General features: G+C 75.7%; 14 protein-coding genes and 1 pseudogene. 10 read left to right on the forward strand and 5 right to left on the reverse strand.

Translation table 11 applies throughout. From position 1 onward, the window contains the following. A pseudogene (locus KIK08_RS31130) lies at positions 1-337 on the forward strand (exopolyphosphatase); the annotation flags it as partial. A 70-nt stretch (positions 338-407) separates the two neighbouring features. Then, the gene (gene pdxS, locus KIK08_RS31135) at positions 408-1349 is read left to right on the forward strand and encodes a pyridoxal 5'-phosphate synthase lyase subunit PdxS (protein WP_214406886.1); all 942 of its coding nucleotides are present in this window, start codon (positions 408-410) and stop codon (positions 1347-1349) included. A 9-nt stretch (positions 1350-1358) separates the two neighbouring features. Here the strand turns inward: pdxS and KIK08_RS31140 are convergent, their stop codons facing one another. Then, positions 1359-1913, reverse strand: a complete 555-nt coding sequence (locus KIK08_RS31140) for a helix-turn-helix domain-containing protein (protein WP_214406887.1) — start codon at positions 1911-1913, stop codon at positions 1359-1361. Positions 1914-1945: 32 nt separating this feature from the next. Here KIK08_RS31140 and KIK08_RS31145 point away from each other — a divergent pair, with 32 nt between their 5' ends. From KIK08_RS31145 to KIK08_RS31155, 3 genes are all read left to right on the forward strand, one after another. Beyond that, positions 1946-2647, forward strand: coding sequence for an AzlC family ABC transporter permease (locus KIK08_RS31145; RefSeq protein ID WP_308258010.1), 702 nt, complete (start codon positions 1946-1948; stop codon positions 2645-2647). Beyond that, complete coding sequence (locus KIK08_RS31150; protein WP_214406888.1) at positions 2644-2952, forward strand: AzlD domain-containing protein; 309 nt, start codon at positions 2644-2646, stop codon at positions 2950-2952. The genes KIK08_RS31145 and KIK08_RS31150 overlap by 4 nt, the downstream gene beginning before the upstream one ends. 106 nt (positions 2953-3058) lie before the next feature. Then, positions 3059-4450, forward strand: coding sequence for an SDR family oxidoreductase (locus KIK08_RS31155; RefSeq protein ID WP_308258011.1), 1392 nt, complete (start codon positions 3059-3061; stop codon positions 4448-4450). Here the strand turns inward: KIK08_RS31155 and KIK08_RS31160 are convergent. Both KIK08_RS31160 and KIK08_RS31165 read right to left on the reverse strand, forming a co-directional pair. Then, positions 4422-5639 (reverse strand): MFS transporter, encoded by a 1218-nt coding sequence (locus tag KIK08_RS31160; RefSeq protein WP_214406890.1) that lies wholly within the window; start codon positions 5637-5639, stop codon positions 4422-4424. The two genes, KIK08_RS31155 and KIK08_RS31160, sit on opposite strands and share 29 nt — an antisense overlap. A gap of 51 nt (positions 5640-5690) precedes the next feature. Beyond that, positions 5691-7829, reverse strand: coding sequence for an elongation factor G-like protein EF-G2 (locus KIK08_RS31165; protein ID WP_214406891.1), 2139 nt, complete (start codon positions 7827-7829; stop codon positions 5691-5693). Positions 7830-8013: 184 nt separating this feature from the next. On the opposite strand from KIK08_RS31165, the gene KIK08_RS31170 reads away from it, so the two are divergent. The 3 genes from KIK08_RS31170 (at position 8014) to KIK08_RS31180 (ending at position 11283) form a co-directional block, all read left to right on the forward strand. After that, positions 8014-9408, forward strand: a complete 1395-nt coding sequence (locus KIK08_RS31170) for an NAD-dependent malic enzyme (protein WP_214406892.1) — start codon at positions 8014-8016, stop codon at positions 9406-9408. 430 nt (positions 9409-9838) lie between these two features. Continuing rightward, entirely contained in the window at positions 9839-10492 is a 654-nt protein-coding gene (gene pdxT / locus KIK08_RS31175) for a pyridoxal 5'-phosphate synthase glutaminase subunit PdxT (protein WP_214406893.1), read from the forward strand. A 35-nt stretch (positions 10493-10527) separates the two neighbouring features. Then, positions 10528-11283, forward strand: coding sequence for a YebC/PmpR family DNA-binding transcriptional regulator (locus tag KIK08_RS31180; protein WP_214406894.1), 756 nt, complete (start codon positions 10528-10530; stop codon positions 11281-11283). 87 nt (positions 11284-11370) lie between these two features. On the opposite strand, the gene KIK08_RS31185 is transcribed toward KIK08_RS31180, so the two are convergent. Continuing rightward, complete coding sequence (locus KIK08_RS31185; RefSeq protein ID WP_214406895.1) at positions 11371-11922, reverse strand: Rv1733c family protein; 552 nt, start codon at positions 11920-11922, stop codon at positions 11371-11373. 198 nt (positions 11923-12120) lie between these two features. Beyond that, complete coding sequence (grpE, locus tag KIK08_RS42015) at positions 12121-12567, reverse strand: nucleotide exchange factor GrpE (protein ID WP_214406896.1); 447 nt, start codon at positions 12565-12567, stop codon at positions 12121-12123. 82 nt (positions 12568-12649) lie between these two features. Here grpE and KIK08_RS42020 point away from each other — a divergent pair, with 82 nt between their 5' ends. Next, a complete protein-coding gene (locus KIK08_RS42020) occupies positions 12650-14338 on the forward strand; it encodes an Hsp70 family protein (RefSeq protein ID WP_214406897.1) in 1689 nt (562 codons plus the stop codon). Beyond that, positions 14331-15471: hypothetical protein (locus KIK08_RS31200; protein ID WP_214406898.1), on the forward strand; the 1141-nt coding region annotated here is incomplete at its 3' end. The genes KIK08_RS42020 and KIK08_RS31200, both read left to right, overlap by 8 nt.

Genomic DNA, 15471 nt, shown 5'->3' on the forward strand with positions numbered 1-15471 from the left:
TGCGCTCGGGACCGCCGTCGACGCGGCCGCGGCCGCGGGCACCCGCTGGCCCGAGCGCGAGGCCGCGGAGAACCGGCTCGGCCGGGCGCTGGCCGCGCTGGACCGCTCGGGCCTGCCCCCGGCGGTGGCCGTCGAGCTGGTCGAGGCCGAGCAGTTGCTGGCCCTGGCCCGCCGGGTGCACAACGACGCCGTACGCGACACCCTCGGCCTGCGCTCGCGGTGGCTGGTGCGCCGGCTCCACCTGGCCGGGCGGGCCCCCCTGCCGCGCTACTTCGAGATCGCCGACCCGGCGGGCGGTGTGACCACGACCGCCCCCACGATCGCCGATTGGTCCTGACGGTCGGGGTTGTATCGGCACGATCTGTCGTACCATCAACGGCGTTCCCGAGCCTCTGAGAGGTAGCGCCGTGTCCTCGTCTGCGCCGTCGTCGTCCACCCCGTCCGCCGCTCCCGCCGACGCGGGCACCGAGCAGCGCGGCACCGCGCGCGTCAAGCGCGGCATGGCCGAGATGCTCAAGGGCGGCGTCATCATGGACGTCGTCACCCCCGACCAGGCCAAGATCGCCGAGGATGCCGGCGCGGTGGCCGTGATGGCCCTCGAACGCGTCCCGGCCGACATCCGCGCGCAGGGCGGCGTGGCCCGGATGAGCGACCCCGACATGATCGACGGGATCGTCTCCGCGGTGTCCATCCCGGTGATGGCCAAGGCCCGGATCGGGCACTTCGTCGAGGCCAGGGTCCTGCAGTCGCTCGGCGTCGACTACATCGACGAGTCCGAGGTGCTCACCCCGGCCGATGAGGCCCACCACATCGACAAGTGGGCGTTCACCGTGCCGTTCGTGTGCGGCGCCACCAACCTGGGCGAGGCGCTGCGGCGCATCGCCGAGGGCGCGGCGATGATCCGGTCCAAGGGCGAGGCCGGCACCGGCAACGTCGTCGAGGCCACCCGCCACATGCGCTCGATCCGGGGCGAGATCCGCCGCCTGGGCGGTCTCGACGAGACCGAGCTCTACGCCGCGGCCAAGGAGCTGCGCGCCCCGGTGGAGCTGGTCACCGAGGTCGCGCGGGCGGGCAAGCTGCCGGTCGTGCTGTTCACCGCGGGCGGCATCGCCACCCCGGCCGACGCGGCGATGATGATGCAGCTGGGCGCCGAGGGCGTGTTCGTCGGATCGGGAATCTTCAAGTCCGGCGACCCGGCCCGCCGCGCGGAGGCCATCGTCAAGGCCACCACCTTCCACGACGACCCCGACGTCATCGCGAAGGTCTCGCGGGGGCTGGGCGAGGCCATGGTGGGCATCAACGTCTCCGAGCTGCCCGCCGAGCAGCGCTACGCCGACCGCGGCTGGTAGCCCGCCGACTCACTGGTACTCCATCACCAGCACCGCGCTGCTGCCCGCGGCGAGCGCGGCGTAATGGTGCGGTTGGTCACCCGCGAAGCGCACGTAGTCGCCGGGGTCGAGCTCGACCTCGACCCCGATCGGGCCGACCCGCCACCGCCCGGCCAGCACGACGAGGTGCTCGGTCGTGCCGCGGATGTGGGCGTGCGCCTCGCGGACCGCGCCGGGCTCGGCCGTGATGACGTGCAGGTCACGGCGCGCGCCGGGCGGGCAGGAGGACAGCAGGGCGCCGGAGTAGGCGGCGTGCTCGGAGTGCACCACCGGCGCCTCGCCGGCCCGGATCACCTGCACCGGCTCGGCCGGCGGGTCGACCAGCCGGCTGAACGGCACGTCCAGGGCGACGGCGAGGGCCCAGAGCGTCTCGATGCTCGGGTTGCCGGTCGCCGCCTCCAGCTGGGAGAGCGTCGACTTCGCCACGCCGGCGCGGCGGGCCAGCTCGGCCAGCGACACGCCGAGGCGCTCGCGCTCGCGGCGCAGCGCCGCGGCGATCGTCTCGCGCGGCTCCGTTCGTTTCATCGGACTCTCCGTTCGGGTTGACGAACGCCCTCGTGCTGTTCATTCTGGCGTACGTGCGTTCGACAGATCGAACAATAGGGCGTCGCGACCTCCGCGACGCCGCGGCGCTGGGCGCCGCGATCGTCGTGATCGGGATGTCCTTCGGCGCACTGGCCGCCGCGGCCGCCGTCCCCGTCCCCATCGCGATGGCCCTGTCGCTGCTCGTCTTCGCCGGCGGCTCGCAGTTCCTCGTGGTCGCCGTCGTGGCCGCCGGGGGTAGCCCGTTCGCCGCGGTGCTGGCCGGGCTGCTGCTCAACGCCCGCCACCTCCCGTTCGGCCTGGCGATCGGCGACGTCGTCGGGTCGAGCTGGCCGGCCCGGCTGATCGGCGCGCACCTGCTGATCGACGAGTCGGTGGCCTTCGCCACGGCGCGCGGCGGCGGACCGGCGGCGCGGCCGGTGTACTTCCTGGTCGGCGCCACGGCGTTCGTCTGCTGGAACACCGGCACCGCGATCGGGCTGCTGGCCGGGGCGGCCGTCCCGGACCCGTCCGCGTTCGGCGTCGACGCCGCGTTCCCGGCGGGGCTGCTGACCCTGCTGCTGCCCACCTTGCGCCGGCCCGACGCCCGCCGGGTGGGGGTGGCCGCCGGTGGGGTGGCGTTGCTGGCGACGCCGCTGCTGCCGGCGGGGTTGCCGGTGCTGGCCGGGCTGGCCGGGTTGTTCGCCGCAGGCCGCGGAGCGGGGCGGGAGTCGTGACCCTGCCCGCTGTGCTCTGCCTGGCCGCGGGGACCTACCTGCTGCGGCTGGCCGGGTTGGTGCTGCGCGAGCGGGTTGCGTTGCCCGAGCGCGTGCAGCGCTACGTCGATCTGGGGGCCACCGCGCTGCTGGTGGCGTTGGTCGCCACCGCTGCGCTCACCGAGGACGGCGGGTCGGCGGGGTGGGCGCGGCCGGCCGGGGTCGCGGTCGGGGCCGTCACGGCGTGGCGGCGGGCGCCGTTCGTCGTGGTCGTCGTGGTGGCCGCGGGGACCACGGCGGGGTTGCGGGCCGTCGGAGTGCCGTGATCGTGGCGCGAGAGCGGCTCTCGTTGCCTGCGGTGGGACGAGAGTCGCTTTCGCTCGACGGGCGCGCGGTGCCGGACTGGGGCAGGCTCCAGCGGTGCGCTGTCTGGTGATCGGAGCGACCGGCTACGTCGGCGCGCGGCTCGTGCCGCGGCTGCTCGACTCGGGTCACGCCGTGCGTTGCCTCGTCCGCGACCCCGACAAGCTCGCCCGGCTGGGCCGCGACGACCGCGTGGACGTGCGGATCGGGGATCTGGGCGACGCGGCCGCCGTCGCCGACGCCTGCTCCGGGGTCGAGGCGGTGTTCTACCTCGTGCACTCGATGGACGGGCCGGCCTTCGCCGAGCGCGACCGGGAGGCCGCGTCCGGATTGGCCCGCGCCGCCCGGGCCGCGGGCGTCGGGAGGGTGGTCTACCTGGGCGGGCTGCAGCCGTCGGGGCCCGCGTCGGCGCACCTGGCCTCGCGGCACGAGGTCGGCGAGGTGCTGGTGGCCGAGGGGCCGCCGACGGCCGTCCTGCAGGCGGGGATCGTGGTCGGGTCCGGTTCGGCCAGCTACGAGATGATCCGGCAGCTGGCCTCGCTCGCCCGCCTCGGCCCCGTGCTGCCGCTGCCCGACCGGGCCTGGAACCGGGTGCAGCCGATCGGCATCGACGACGTGCTGCACCACCTGGTGGCCGCGCTGCGGTTGGCGCCGGAGGTCAGCCGCGCCTTCGACATCGGCGGTCCGGACGTGCTCACCTACCGGGAACTGGTGACCGACTACGCCGAGGAGGCCGGTCTGGGTCGGCCGCTGGGCCTGCCGGTGCCGGTGTCGCTGCCCCGGCTGACCGCCCGGGCGGCCGAGGCGTTCACGCCGGTCGGCCGGTACCTGGCCGGGCCGCTGCTGGAGTCGATGGCCCACGACCTGGTCTGCCACGGCGCGCCCCCGGACGGGCCGCCGCCGGGCGGCCCGACGCCGTACCGGGAGGCGGTCCGGCGGGCCCTCGACGGCGTCGGGGCGGCCGGGCGACTGCCCACCGACCCGGGCGAGCCGGAGCTGGTCGAGGAGCACGTCGAGCGGGTCGACGCCCCGGTCGAGGAGCTGTGGGCGGTGATCGAGGGCCTCGGCGGCGACCAGGGCTGGCACACCCTGCCGGGCGTGTGGGAGCTGCGCGGTGCGCTCGACCGCCTCGTCGGCGGGATCGGGGCCCGCCGCACGCGGCCCGAGCGGCTGCGCCCGGGCGCCGCGCTGGACTGGTGGCGGGTGGAGGAGGTGCGGCCCGGACGGCTGCTGCGGCTGCGCGCCGAGATGCGCCTTCCCGGCACCGCCCGCCTGGAGCTGCGGGCCGAGCCCGACGGCGCCGGCAGCCGGTACCTGCAGCGCACGACGTTCCGCCCGCACGGCCTGCCCGGCCGCGCGTACTGGCTGGCCCAGCTGCCCGCGCGCCGGCTCGTGTTCGCGGTGATGGCGCGCGGTGTGCCCGCCGCGGCGCTCAGCCGGGCGGCCGCTCGACGGGGGTGACCTCCCGCGGGGTCACGAGCCGGCGGGCCGCCGGGAGGGCCAGCGCCAGCGCGACCACCGCGACCACCCCGGCGAGCCAGGCCAGCGGGGTGGCGAAGCCCTCGACCCCGCGCCGGGCCGTCCCGCCCAGCACCGACAGCACCAGCGGCACCCCGAACCCCAGGTAGGCGCAGGCGTAGAAGGTGCCGGTCAGCGCACCGCGGGCGGTCGGGCTGGCCAGCTGGGCCACCATCACCAGCCCGGCGGCCAGGCAGAGCCCGTAGGCCACGCCGAGCAGCAGCGCCACCGGCACCAGCAGCGGCCAGGCCTCGTGGCCCGCGCCGAGCAGGCTCAGCGCGATCCCCACCGCCCCGACCAGCAGGCCGGCCGGCCCGGACCGCACCGCGCCCAGGCGGCGCCCGATGGGCTGGGCGAACACCCCGGTCAGCAGCGTCACCCCGGCGACCAGGCCGGTGATCGCCACGGCCAGCTCCGGCAGGGTCGGGGTCAGCAGCAGCGGCAGCACCGTCACCGCGGTGGAGGGGAAGGTGAACACGCCGAGCGCGATGGGCAGCACGACCAGCACGAACGCCCGTCCCGCCCCGGTCGGCACGCCCAGGGCGATCAGCGCCCCGCGCCGGCGCTCGTGCGGTCCGAGCGTCTCGGGCACGCCGGGCAACAGCGCGAGGCCGACCACCATGAGCGCCACGTGCAGCAGGTAGGGCAGCGCGGTCGGCGCCGGGGCCCACTGCCCGAGCAGCCCGGACACCAGCGGCCCGATCGCCCAGCCGCCGCCCAGCGCCGCCGTGGTGAGCCGGGCCGAGCGGCCCGGCTCGCCGATCAGCTCGCCCAGCCACGCCGTGCCCACGCTGAACACCACGCCGGAGACCGCGCCCTGCAGGAACCGGCACACGAACAGCAGCCACGTCGCCGAGCCCGCCCCCAGGAACAGCAGGGACGTGGCCGCCGCGAGCAGCACGAACGGCACCACCACCGGCCGGCGGCCGAAGCGGTCCGACGCCGGACCGGCCAGCAGCAGCGCCGGCACCAGCCCGGCGGCGTAGACGCCGAAGGCCCCGGTCAGCTGGTCCGGGGTCAGCCCGAGGGAGTCGCGGTAGACCAGCAGCAGCGGTGTCGGGACGTTGGTCCCGTAGGCGACGACGAAGATCGCCGTCCAGAGGGCCGCCACCGGGCCGACGCGTCGTCGCACCGGGCGAAGGTACCTCCGCGGCCGTTCGGCCGACCCCGAACGTTCCCCCGATCAGCCCGGCGCGACGTCGTAGCGCGCGAACCGGCGGGTGAACGCGGCCGCTCCCGCGGTCATCGCCTTCAGGTCGATCGCGTAGCGCAGCAGCTCCGTGCACGGCACCTCGGCGCGCACCGCCGACCGCCCCGGACCGGCGGAATCGGTGCCCAGCACCCGACCCCGCCGTCCGGACAGGTCGCCGAGCACCGCACCGAGGTGGTCGTCGGGGACGCGCACGACCACCTCGTCGAACGGCTCCAGCCGCACGGTGCCGCACGCCGCCGCGGCCTCGCGGAGCGCGAGCGCCCCCGCCGTCTGGAAGGCGGCGTCGGAGGAGTCGACGCTGTGCGCCTTGCCGTCGACCAGGGTGGCCCGCAGGTCGACCACGGGGTGGCGCTCGTCGGTGACGCCGCGTTCGAGCTGGGCCCGGATGCCCTTCTCCACGCTCGGGATGAACTGGGTGGGCACCGACCCGCCGACGACCTTCGACACGAACTCGAACCCGCCGCCGCGGGGCAGCGGCTCGAACTCCACGTGGCACACCGCGAACTGGCCGTGCCCGCCGGACTGCTTGACGTGGCGGCCGGTGACCCGGGCCGGGCGGGCGATGGTCTCGCGCAGCGGCACCCGCACCTCCTCGGTGTCGACCTCGGCGCCGCCCGCCCGCAGCCGCGACAGCACGACGTCGGCGTGCGCCTCGCCCATGCACCACAGCACGGTCTGGTGGGTCTCCCGGTTGCGCTCCAGGCGCAGCGTCGGGTCGGCGGCCACGATCCGGGCCAGGGTCTTGACCAGCGCGTCCTCGTCGCCGCGGGTGCGCGCGACCACGGCGACGGGCAGCAGCGGCTCGGGGAGGTCCCAGCAGGACAGCAGCAGCGGGTCATCGGCGGCCGAGACGGTGTCGCCGGTCTCGGCGGTGCCGAGCTTGGTCAGCGCGCAGATGTCGCCGGCGGCGCAGGCGTCGACCTCGCGCAGCGTCGAGCCCAGCGGGCTGTAGAGGTGGGCCAGCCGCTCGTCGTTGTCGTGCCCGTCGTCCTCGGCGGTCGGCCCGTCGTCGGCGGGTCCGCGGGGGCCGGGCACGGTGGCGTGGTGCCCGCTGACGTGCACGGTCGACTCGGCGCGCAGCGTCCCGGAGAACACCCGCACCAGCGAGACGCGCCCGACGTAGGGGTCGGCGGTGGTGCGCACGACCTCGGCGGCCAGCGGCCCGTCCGGGTCGGCGGTCAGCGCGGGGCGGGGCGAGCCGTCCACCCCCGACACCCGCGGCAGCGGGTGCTCCAGCGGCGACGGGAACCCGCCGACCAGCAGCTCCAGCAGCGCGTCGAGCCCGATGCCGCTGCTCGCGCAGACCGGCACGACCGGGTGGAACGCGCCCCGGGCGACCGCGGTCTCCAGGTCGTCGATCAGGGTGGCGACGTCGAGGTCCTCGCCGCCGAGGTAGCGCTCCATGAGCGTCTCGTCCTCGGACTGCTCGATGATGCCCTCGATGAGCGCGTCGCGGGCCTCGTCGGCGCCGTCGGGCGCCTGGTCGGCCGGGGTGCGGGTGAGCAGGCCGTAGAGCCCGGTCAGCCCGCCTGCGCCGTCGCGGATCGGCAGGTAGAGCGGCGCGACGCCGGTGCCGAAGGCCTCCTGGCAGGCCGCGGTCGTCGCCTCCAGGTCGGCGCGGGCGTGGTCGCAGCGCGCCACCACCACCGCGCGCGGGGTGCCGACCGCGGCGCACTCCTCCCACTGCGTGACGGTCGCGGCGTCGATGCTGCCTTCGCGTCCGGCGTCGGCCGGGATGACGAACAGGGCGGCGTCGGCGGCGCGCAGCCCGGCGCGCAGCTCACCGACGAAGTCGCCGTAGCCGGGGGTGTCGATCAGGTTGATCTTGATGTCGTCGTGGACCAGGGGGGCGACCGCCAGCGCCACCGAGCGCTGCTGGCGCACGGCGGCGGGGTCGTGGTCGCACACGGTGCTGCCGTCGGTCACGGCACCGGCCCGGGGGATCGTCGAGGTGTGCGCGAGCAGCGCCTCCACCAGCGACGTCTTGCCCGCGCCCGACGGTCCGACCAGCGCAACGTTGCGCACGCGGGCGGGGTCGGTGGCCATCAGCCGCCCGCCGTCCACCCCGGTCGATCCCGCCCTGACCGATCCCGCTGCTCTGCCCGACATTGGTGGACCACCTCCGCACCGGTGCGACGTGTGCGCCATCTCACACCCGCGTCGGGCAAGGTCACAACCCCGCGCCGGGCCCCGGCACCCCGTCGGGGAGCGGATTTCCTCGCGCGTGCGAACGTTCCCTGGCGGCCGCGACGCCGTTCCCGAGGGGGTCGGGGCCCGTCGGTAGGGTCGTGCGGTGCCAGTTCCCGGACCCGGATACGCCATCACCGCCCGGCTCGAGGTACCCGCGTCGGCGAGTGCCGCGGGCGATCTGACCGTCGCCGTCGGCAGCGTCGGTGGCGTGGTCACCGCGTTCGACGTCGTCGAGGGCCACAGCGCGACGCTCGTGGTCGACATGAGCTGCAACGCCCGCAACGAGCAGCACGCCGAGGAGATCACCCGCGCGCTCGAGGCCCTGCCCGGCGTGCACGTGCGCAAGGTGTCCGACCGGACCTTCCTGATGCACCTGGGCGGCAAGCTCGAGGTGCAGTCCAAGGTCAGCCTCCGCAACCGCGACGACCTCTCGCGCGCCTACACGCCCGGCGTCGCCCGCGTCTGCCAGGCGATCGCGGCCAACCCGGCCGACGCCCGCCGCCTGACGATCAAGCGCAACACCGTCGCCGTGGTGACCGACGGCTCGGCCGTGCTCGGGCTGGGCAACCTCGGCGCGGCCGCCGCGATGCCGGTCATGGAGGGCAAGGCGGCGCTGTTCAAGCGGTTCGCCAACGTCGACGCGTGGCCGGTCTGCCTCGACACCCAGGACACCGAGGAGATCATCCGGACGGTGCAGATCCTGGCCCCGGCCTACGGCGGCATCAACCTGGAGGACATCGCCGCGCCGCGCTGCTTCGAGATCGAGGCCCGGCTGCGGGAGATGCTCGACATCCCCGTCTTCCACGACGACCAGCACGGCACCGCGGTCGTCGTGCTCGGGGCGCTGCGCAACGCGCTGCGCGTGGTGGGCAAGCAGTTGGCCGACTGCAAGATCGTGGTGTGCGGAGTGGGCGCGGCCGGCTCGGCGATCATCCGCCTGCTCGGCTCGCAGTCGCCCGGCGAGCTGCTGGCCGTCGACATCGACGGCATCGTCCACGGCGACCGCCCGGGCATGGACCCCAACCTCTGCTCGATCGCGGAGCTGACCAACCCGTCCGGCCAGAGCGGCACCCTCGCCGACGCGATGGTCGGCGCGGACGTGTTCATCGGGGTGTCGGCGCCCAACCTGCTGGGCGCCGACGAGCTGGCCGGCATGGCCGACGACGCCATCGTCTTCGCGCTGGCCAACCCCGACCCGGAGGTCGACCCCGCGCTGGCGCTGCAGCACGCGGCGGTCGTCGCGACCGGGCGCTCGGACTACCCGAACCAGATCAACAACGTGCTGGCGTTCCCGGGCGTGTTCCGCGGCCTGCTCGACGCCCAGGCCCGCGACATCACCGACGCCATGCTGCTGGCCGCCTCCGCGGCGATCGCCGACGTCGTCGCCGAGCCCAACCCGTCGTTCATCGTGCCCAGCGTCTTCGACGCCACCGTCGCCCCGGCCGTCGCCGAGGCCGTCCGGGAGGCCACCCGGCGCAAGGACGTCGCCCCGGTCTGACCAGGACGCCCAGCTGCCCTCGCAGCCCCGGCTGTGTCCTGGCAGCGCGGGGTGTGTCGTCGCAGCCCGCCGGCGCGCTGCGACGCCCCTGCCGGCGCTGCGAGGAGCTGCGCTCTGGGGAGCCGCCGGGCTGCCCCGGGTGTCGTCGCAGACCTGGGCATGCGCTCGCAGCCCGCCGGCGCGCTGCGGCGACTCAGCCAGCGCTGCGAGGCCTCTGCGGGGCTGCGAGGATTCGCCCCTCTCGGGGAGTTGCCGGCCGACCGGGGTGTCCTCGCAGCTCTGAGTGTGTCTAGGCAGGCCTGGGTGTGCCCTCGCAGCCCGCCGGCGCGCTGCGACGTCCCCGCCAGTGCTGCGATGTCCCGCCAGTGCTGCGACGTCCCCGCCGGCGCTGCGAGGATCGCGCAGCGCGACGCCACCTATCCTGGTGGTCGTGCCTTCGACGACCCCCGTGCTGATCGGTGTGCTGGCCCTGCAGGGCGACGTGCGCGAGCACCTCGCCGCGCTCCGGGCCTTCCCCGGCGTGCGGGCCGTGGCCGTGCGCCGCCCCGAGGAGTTGGCCGCGGTCGACGCGATCGTGCTCCCCGGGGGCGAGTCGACCACGATGAGCCGGCTGCTGGTCACGTTCGACCTGCTGGAGCCGGTGACCGAGCGGATCGCCGGGGGGATGCCGGCGTACGGCTCCTGCGCCGGGATGATCCTGCTGGCCGACGAGGTGCTCGACGGGCGGCCGGACCAGCGCCAGATCGGCGGGCTCGACGTCGTGGTCCGGCGCAACGCCTTCGGTCGCCAGGTCGACTCCTTCGAGACCGACCTGGACGTCGAGGGCGTCGGCGACGGCCCCGTGCGGGCCGTGTTCATCCGGGCGCCGTGGGTCGAGAAGGTGGGCGCCGACGTCGAGGTGCTGGCCACCGTCCCCGCGCTGACCGCGGCGGGGCGCGACGCGGGGGAGGCGGCCGGGCGGGTCGTGGCGGTGCGCCGCGGCGGCGTCCTGGCCACGGCGTTCCACCCGGAGCTCACCGGCGACCTGCGGGTGCACGGGCTGTTCTGCCGGATGGTGCGCGAGGCCGTCGCCGGGCGCCGGTAGGATCGGCCGCCGGTTCGGCTGCGGAAGAGGGAGACATGAGCGGGCATTCCAAGTGGGCGACGACCAAGCACAAGAAGGCCGTCATCGACGCCCGCCGCGGCAAGATGTTCGCCAAGCTCATCAAGAACATCGAGGTGGCCGCGCGCACCGGCGGCGGCGACCCGGACGGCAACCCGACGCTCTACGACGCCATCCAGAAGGCGAAGAAGAGCTCGGTGCCCAACGACAACATCGACCGCGCGGTCAAGCGCGGCTCGGGCGCGGACGCCGGCGGCGCCGACTACCAGACCATCACCTACGAGGGCTACGCCGCGGGCGGGGTCGCGGTGCTCATCGAGTGCCTCACCGACAACCGCAACCGGGCCGCCACCGAGGTCCGGCTGGCGATGACCCGCAACGGTGGCGCGATGGCCGACCCGGGCTCGGTGGCCTACCTGTTCACCCGCAAGGGCGTGGTGATCGTGCCGAAGTCCGGCGACCTCACCGAGGACGACGTGCTCATGGCGGTTCTCGACGCCGGCGCCGAGGAGGTCAACGACCTCGGCGAGAGCTTCGAGGTCATCACCGAGGCGACCGACCTGGTGCCGGTGCGCACCGCGCTGGTCGAGGCCGGGATCGACTACGACTCGGCCGACCCGACGTTCCTGCCGTCGATGTCGGTGCCGCTGGACGCCGAGGTCGCCCGGAAGGTCTTCAAGCTCATCGAGGCCCTCGAGGACAGCGACGAGGTGCAGAACGTCTACGCCAACTTCGAGGTCAGCGACGAGACGCTGGCGCTGCTGGACGCCTGACCCCGGCGCGGCGAACGGACCGGCGGGCCCGGTCGGCTCCGGCCGACCGGGCCCGCGCGCGTCCGCGGCCCCGCTGGTGCGGCGCGGTCAGTGGACCCGGCGGCTCCAGCGCGGCCCCACCCGGGCCCACTCCCGCTCCCAGTGGCGGTCGTTGCTGCGCGCGACGAGTGCCCGCACGCCTAGCCAGCCGCCGCCCAGCACGGTCAGCCCAGCCAGGACCAGGGCCACCGCGGCGATCACGCCGGCCTGCGCGGCCTGCGCGGCCGTGGCCGGTGGCCGGGTCGGACGACCCTCGCCGTCGACCCAGATCGGGACGTGCCGGCCCGGCTCCACCAGCGGCGGCCGGACCAGGGCCCCGGCCCGCCCCGCCGGCAGCGCCGGGTCGAGCGTGATCCGCCCGGTGATCGGCACCCCGTCCGGGCCGGCCCAGCGGGCCGTGGCCGAGCGCATGCGGCTACCGGCCGCGCGCTGGTCGGCGAGGACCTCCGCGGGCACCCGGTGGCGCTGCACCGACTCGGTCGCGGCGCGGGCGAGCCCGTCGCGGTGCACCCCGCCGCCGACGCCGCCGGCCACGACGACCAGCAGCAGCGCCGCGGCGATGAACACCCAGGCCGCGAGGTCCTCGACCCGGTCGGACACCCTGCGCGGCATGTGGTCGGCGCGTCGCCCGCGCCGCCTCGCCCGACCCGCGCGTCCCCACCCCGACCTCGAGTCCACGGACTCCGAACCCACGCTGACACCTCCGAACCCGACGACGGTCCTGAGTCAGCTCGCTACGGGGGGTAGTTGCGTTACCGCTCTCCGCAATCGAATTGGGCGAAGTGGCGTATCGCCGGGTTAGGCAGGTCGGTAGCGGTGCACTGCGACGCGGGCCGGGCGCACGGACCGCCCGCCGGCCAGCAGGCCCGGTTCGAGCAGCTCGGCGACCGTGCGGTCGCGGTCGGCCTCCTCGGTCGGCACGACCTCGGCGGCCTCCATCGACGAGCCGCTGAAGGGCTCGCCCACCCGCGGCGCGACGACCGACCCACCGCGCCCGGTCAGCAACCGCTCCAGCCCGCCGGCCACCGCTTCGAACCCGGCCCGCTCACGGCGCGAGCGCGCGGTGGCCGCGCACCGCAGTGCGTCGACGCGCAGCGCGTGCAGCTCCACGAGCAGCGGCACGTCGGGGCCGGAGCCGCTCGCCCTGGCGTCGGCGATGGCGCCCAGGGTGCTCGCCTGCCGGGCCAGCAGCCGGGCCACGTCGTCGACCTTGTCCGCGATGTCGCCGAGGGTGGGTTCCGCCACGTCGGGAGCCTAGCCATCGGCGTGGGCCGACCCGCGCCCATGTGGGTGACCACCGCCACGGGCCACTGGTTAGGCTCCGATCGTGGCCGTCCACGGTATCGATCTCGGGACCACCAACTCCGCCATCGCGCGCACCGGCGCGGACGGCCGTCCGCAGGTCCTCGCCGGTATGTCGGGGGAGCTGACCACGCCGTCGGTGGTGCTGTTCGCCTCGCCCGGGGAGCACGTCGTGGGCGAGGGTGCGCGCCGCGAGGCCCGCCTCGACCCCGAGCACGTGTGCGCACTGGTCAAGCGGCGCATGGGCGACGCGGAGTGGCGGTTCGTCGCGCACGGCAAGGGCTGGTCGGCGCCCGCGGTGTCGGCGCTGATCCTCAAGAGCCTGGTCGCCGACGCGGGCTTCAGCGGCGGGGAGACCCCGACCTCGGCGGTCATCACCGTGCCGGCCTACTTCGGCGACGAGGAGCGCCGGGCCACCGTGCTCGCCGGCACCTACGCCGGCCTCGACGTCGTCGACGTGCTGTCCGAGCCCATCGCGGCCGCGCTGGCCTACGGTTTCGGCCGCCTCGACGGCGGCCCCGACCTGGCCAAGCAGCCCGGGACCGGGCACGAGACGGTGCTGGTCTACGACCTGGGCGGCGGTACCTTCGACGCCACCGTGATCGAGTTGGCCGACCGGCGCATCTCGGTGCTCGCCGTCGAGGGCGACCACCAGCTCGGCGGGGCCGACTGGGACGAGCGGATCGCGCTGCACCTGTCGCGCCGGTTCTGCGCCGACAACCCCGACGCCGAGGACCCGCTCGACGACTCCGCGGGCGCGCAGGCGCTCGTGCTGGCCGCCGAGCGCGCCAAGCACCAGCTCAGCGAGACCGACAAGACCGAGGTCCTGGTCTCCCACGACGGCGCCCGCTCCACGGTCGCGCTCAGCCGGGCCGAGCTGGAGTCGATGTCGGCGCCGCTGCTGCGCCGCACCCTGGACCTCACCAAGGCGTGCCTGGCCGAGGCGGCCCGCCGCGGCGTCGCGCGCGTCGACCGCGTCCTGCTGGTCGGCGGGTCCTCGCGGATGCCCGCGGTCGCCCGGGCGCTGCGCGACGAGCTGGGCCTGGACCCGCAGCTGCACGACCCGGACCTGGCTGTGGCCCGCGGCGCGGCGCTGTTCGGGGAGAAGAAGGAGCTGGAGCGCATGGTCGCCGCCGACCTGCGCACCCGCGGGCGGCTGCGCGACGGCGCCAGCCTGGAGGACGCCGCCGCCACCGACCTCGACGACGCCTGCCGCCGCGTCGCCGACGCCTACAACGTGGCACTGGCCCAGGTCCGGCGGGCCGTGGAGATCCAGGTCGACACGGTGGTCTCGCGCGGGTTCGGGGTGCTGGCGGTCAACGCGCTGGCCGGGCGCCTGGAGCCGTCCTGGCTGGTGCACCGCAACGACCGGCTGCCCATCCGCACCAGCCGCTCCTACGGCACCATCCGCCCCGACCAGACCGAGATCCAGCTGACCGTCGTCGAGCAGCAGGGCCAGGCCGAGTCGACCCGCCCCGAGGACGCCAAGGTGCTCATCGTCGGGGAGATCTCCGGGATCCCGCCGGGCTTCGGCGAGGGCAGCGAGGTGCGGGTGACCTTCGAGATGGGCTTCGACGGCGTGCTGCACGTGACGGCGTTCCACGTCGACGCCGGCATCCCGCTCACCCTCACCGCCACCACCGGGGCCACGCTCTCGCAGGCCGAGGTGGCCCGCGAGCGCGAGCAGCTGGGCAGGATGCGCCGCCGTGACTGAGTCGAGCCGAGCGCAGGCGATCCCGCCGTTCGACCCGAACGACTACCGCAAGCGCGTGCTGGCCACCGTCGAGAAGCGGGGCGGACCGGACGCGTCGGACCCGTTCGAGCTCTACGACCTGCCGGTGGCCGACGACCTCGACGACGCGGCGGTGCTGGCCCGGATCGAGGAGGTCTGGGGCTTCTGGCAGCGCCAGCGCGACCACCCCAAGTACCGGGTGCTGGTCGGGCTGCTGGTCGCCGCGCACGAGCAGCGCAGCGCCGAGCTGCGCGACGCCGGCCGGCGCCGGATGGCCGCGATCCGCGTGCGCCACCAGCGCGAGCAGCGCGAGTCCGAGCGGTTCGCGCTGCTGGACGCGGCCATCTCGCGGCTGGTGGGCCGGCACGGCGGGGTGCCGCGCGACAAGGTCGAGGGGCTGCACGACGTCGGGAAGCTGGCCGGGCTGGAGCGTGCGGAGGTGGAGGTGCGGCTGCGCCGCCACCGGCTGCTGGCGCCCGTCGCCGCGCCGGCGGCACCGGAGCCCGACCGGATCAGCCCGGACCGCCGCCGTCAGATCCGGTCCCTGCTCGACGAGCTGGGCCGGCTCACCGACGGCGCGCCGCCGCCCACCCTGCTGGCGATGCTCGGGGTCGGCCCGGACGCCGGCGCGGCCGAGGTGCGCACCCTGGCCGCCGCGTGGCGGGCCCGGGCCCGGGAGCTGCCCCCCGACCGGCTGCGCGCCGTGGTCGACGAGCTGATGGTGCACGTGGCCGAGCTGATCGAGCCCGGCGACGAGGCCGTCTCGGCCTACCTGGACGCGGTGACCGCCGACGTCACCGAGCACCTGCGCCCGCGGGTGCGGGCCGCGGTGCTGGTGGAGGACCGGCTGGTCGACGAGGACCACGCCCACCTGCTGGACGAGGCGGTCGAGCTCGGGCTGGACCGGGAGCGGGCGCGCGCGGTGCTGGTCGCGCTGGCCGCCGAGCTGGGCGCGCCCATCGGCAGCGACCCCACCCCGGCCGCTCCCACCCGGGCTCCGGCCGGTCCGGGGGTCGAGGAGCCGCGCCCGCCGCGTCGCCCCGACTGGGAGGACCGGCTCAAGCGGGCCCGCCGCGCCCTGCGCTCCGGGCGGGCCGGGGAGGCGCAGCGCCTCG

Source organism: Pseudonocardia lacus (genome assembly GCF_018531445.1).
GTDB lineage: Bacteria > Actinomycetota > Actinomycetes > Mycobacteriales > Pseudonocardiaceae > Pseudonocardia > Pseudonocardia lacus.

Excerpts from the sequence above, each read along its gene's own strand:
- KIK08_RS31180 (WP_214406894.1), top strand. The coding sequence starts at position 10,528 with ATGAGCGGGCATTCCAAGTGGGCGACGACCAAGCACAAGAAGGCCGTC.
- KIK08_RS31165 (WP_214406891.1), bottom strand. The coding sequence starts at position 7,829 with ATGTCGGGCAGAGCAGCGGGATCGGTCAGGGCGGGATCGACCGGGGTG.
- KIK08_RS31140 (WP_214406887.1), bottom strand. The coding sequence starts at position 1,913 with ATGAAACGAACGGAGCCGCGCGAGACGATCGCCGCGGCGCTGCGCCGC.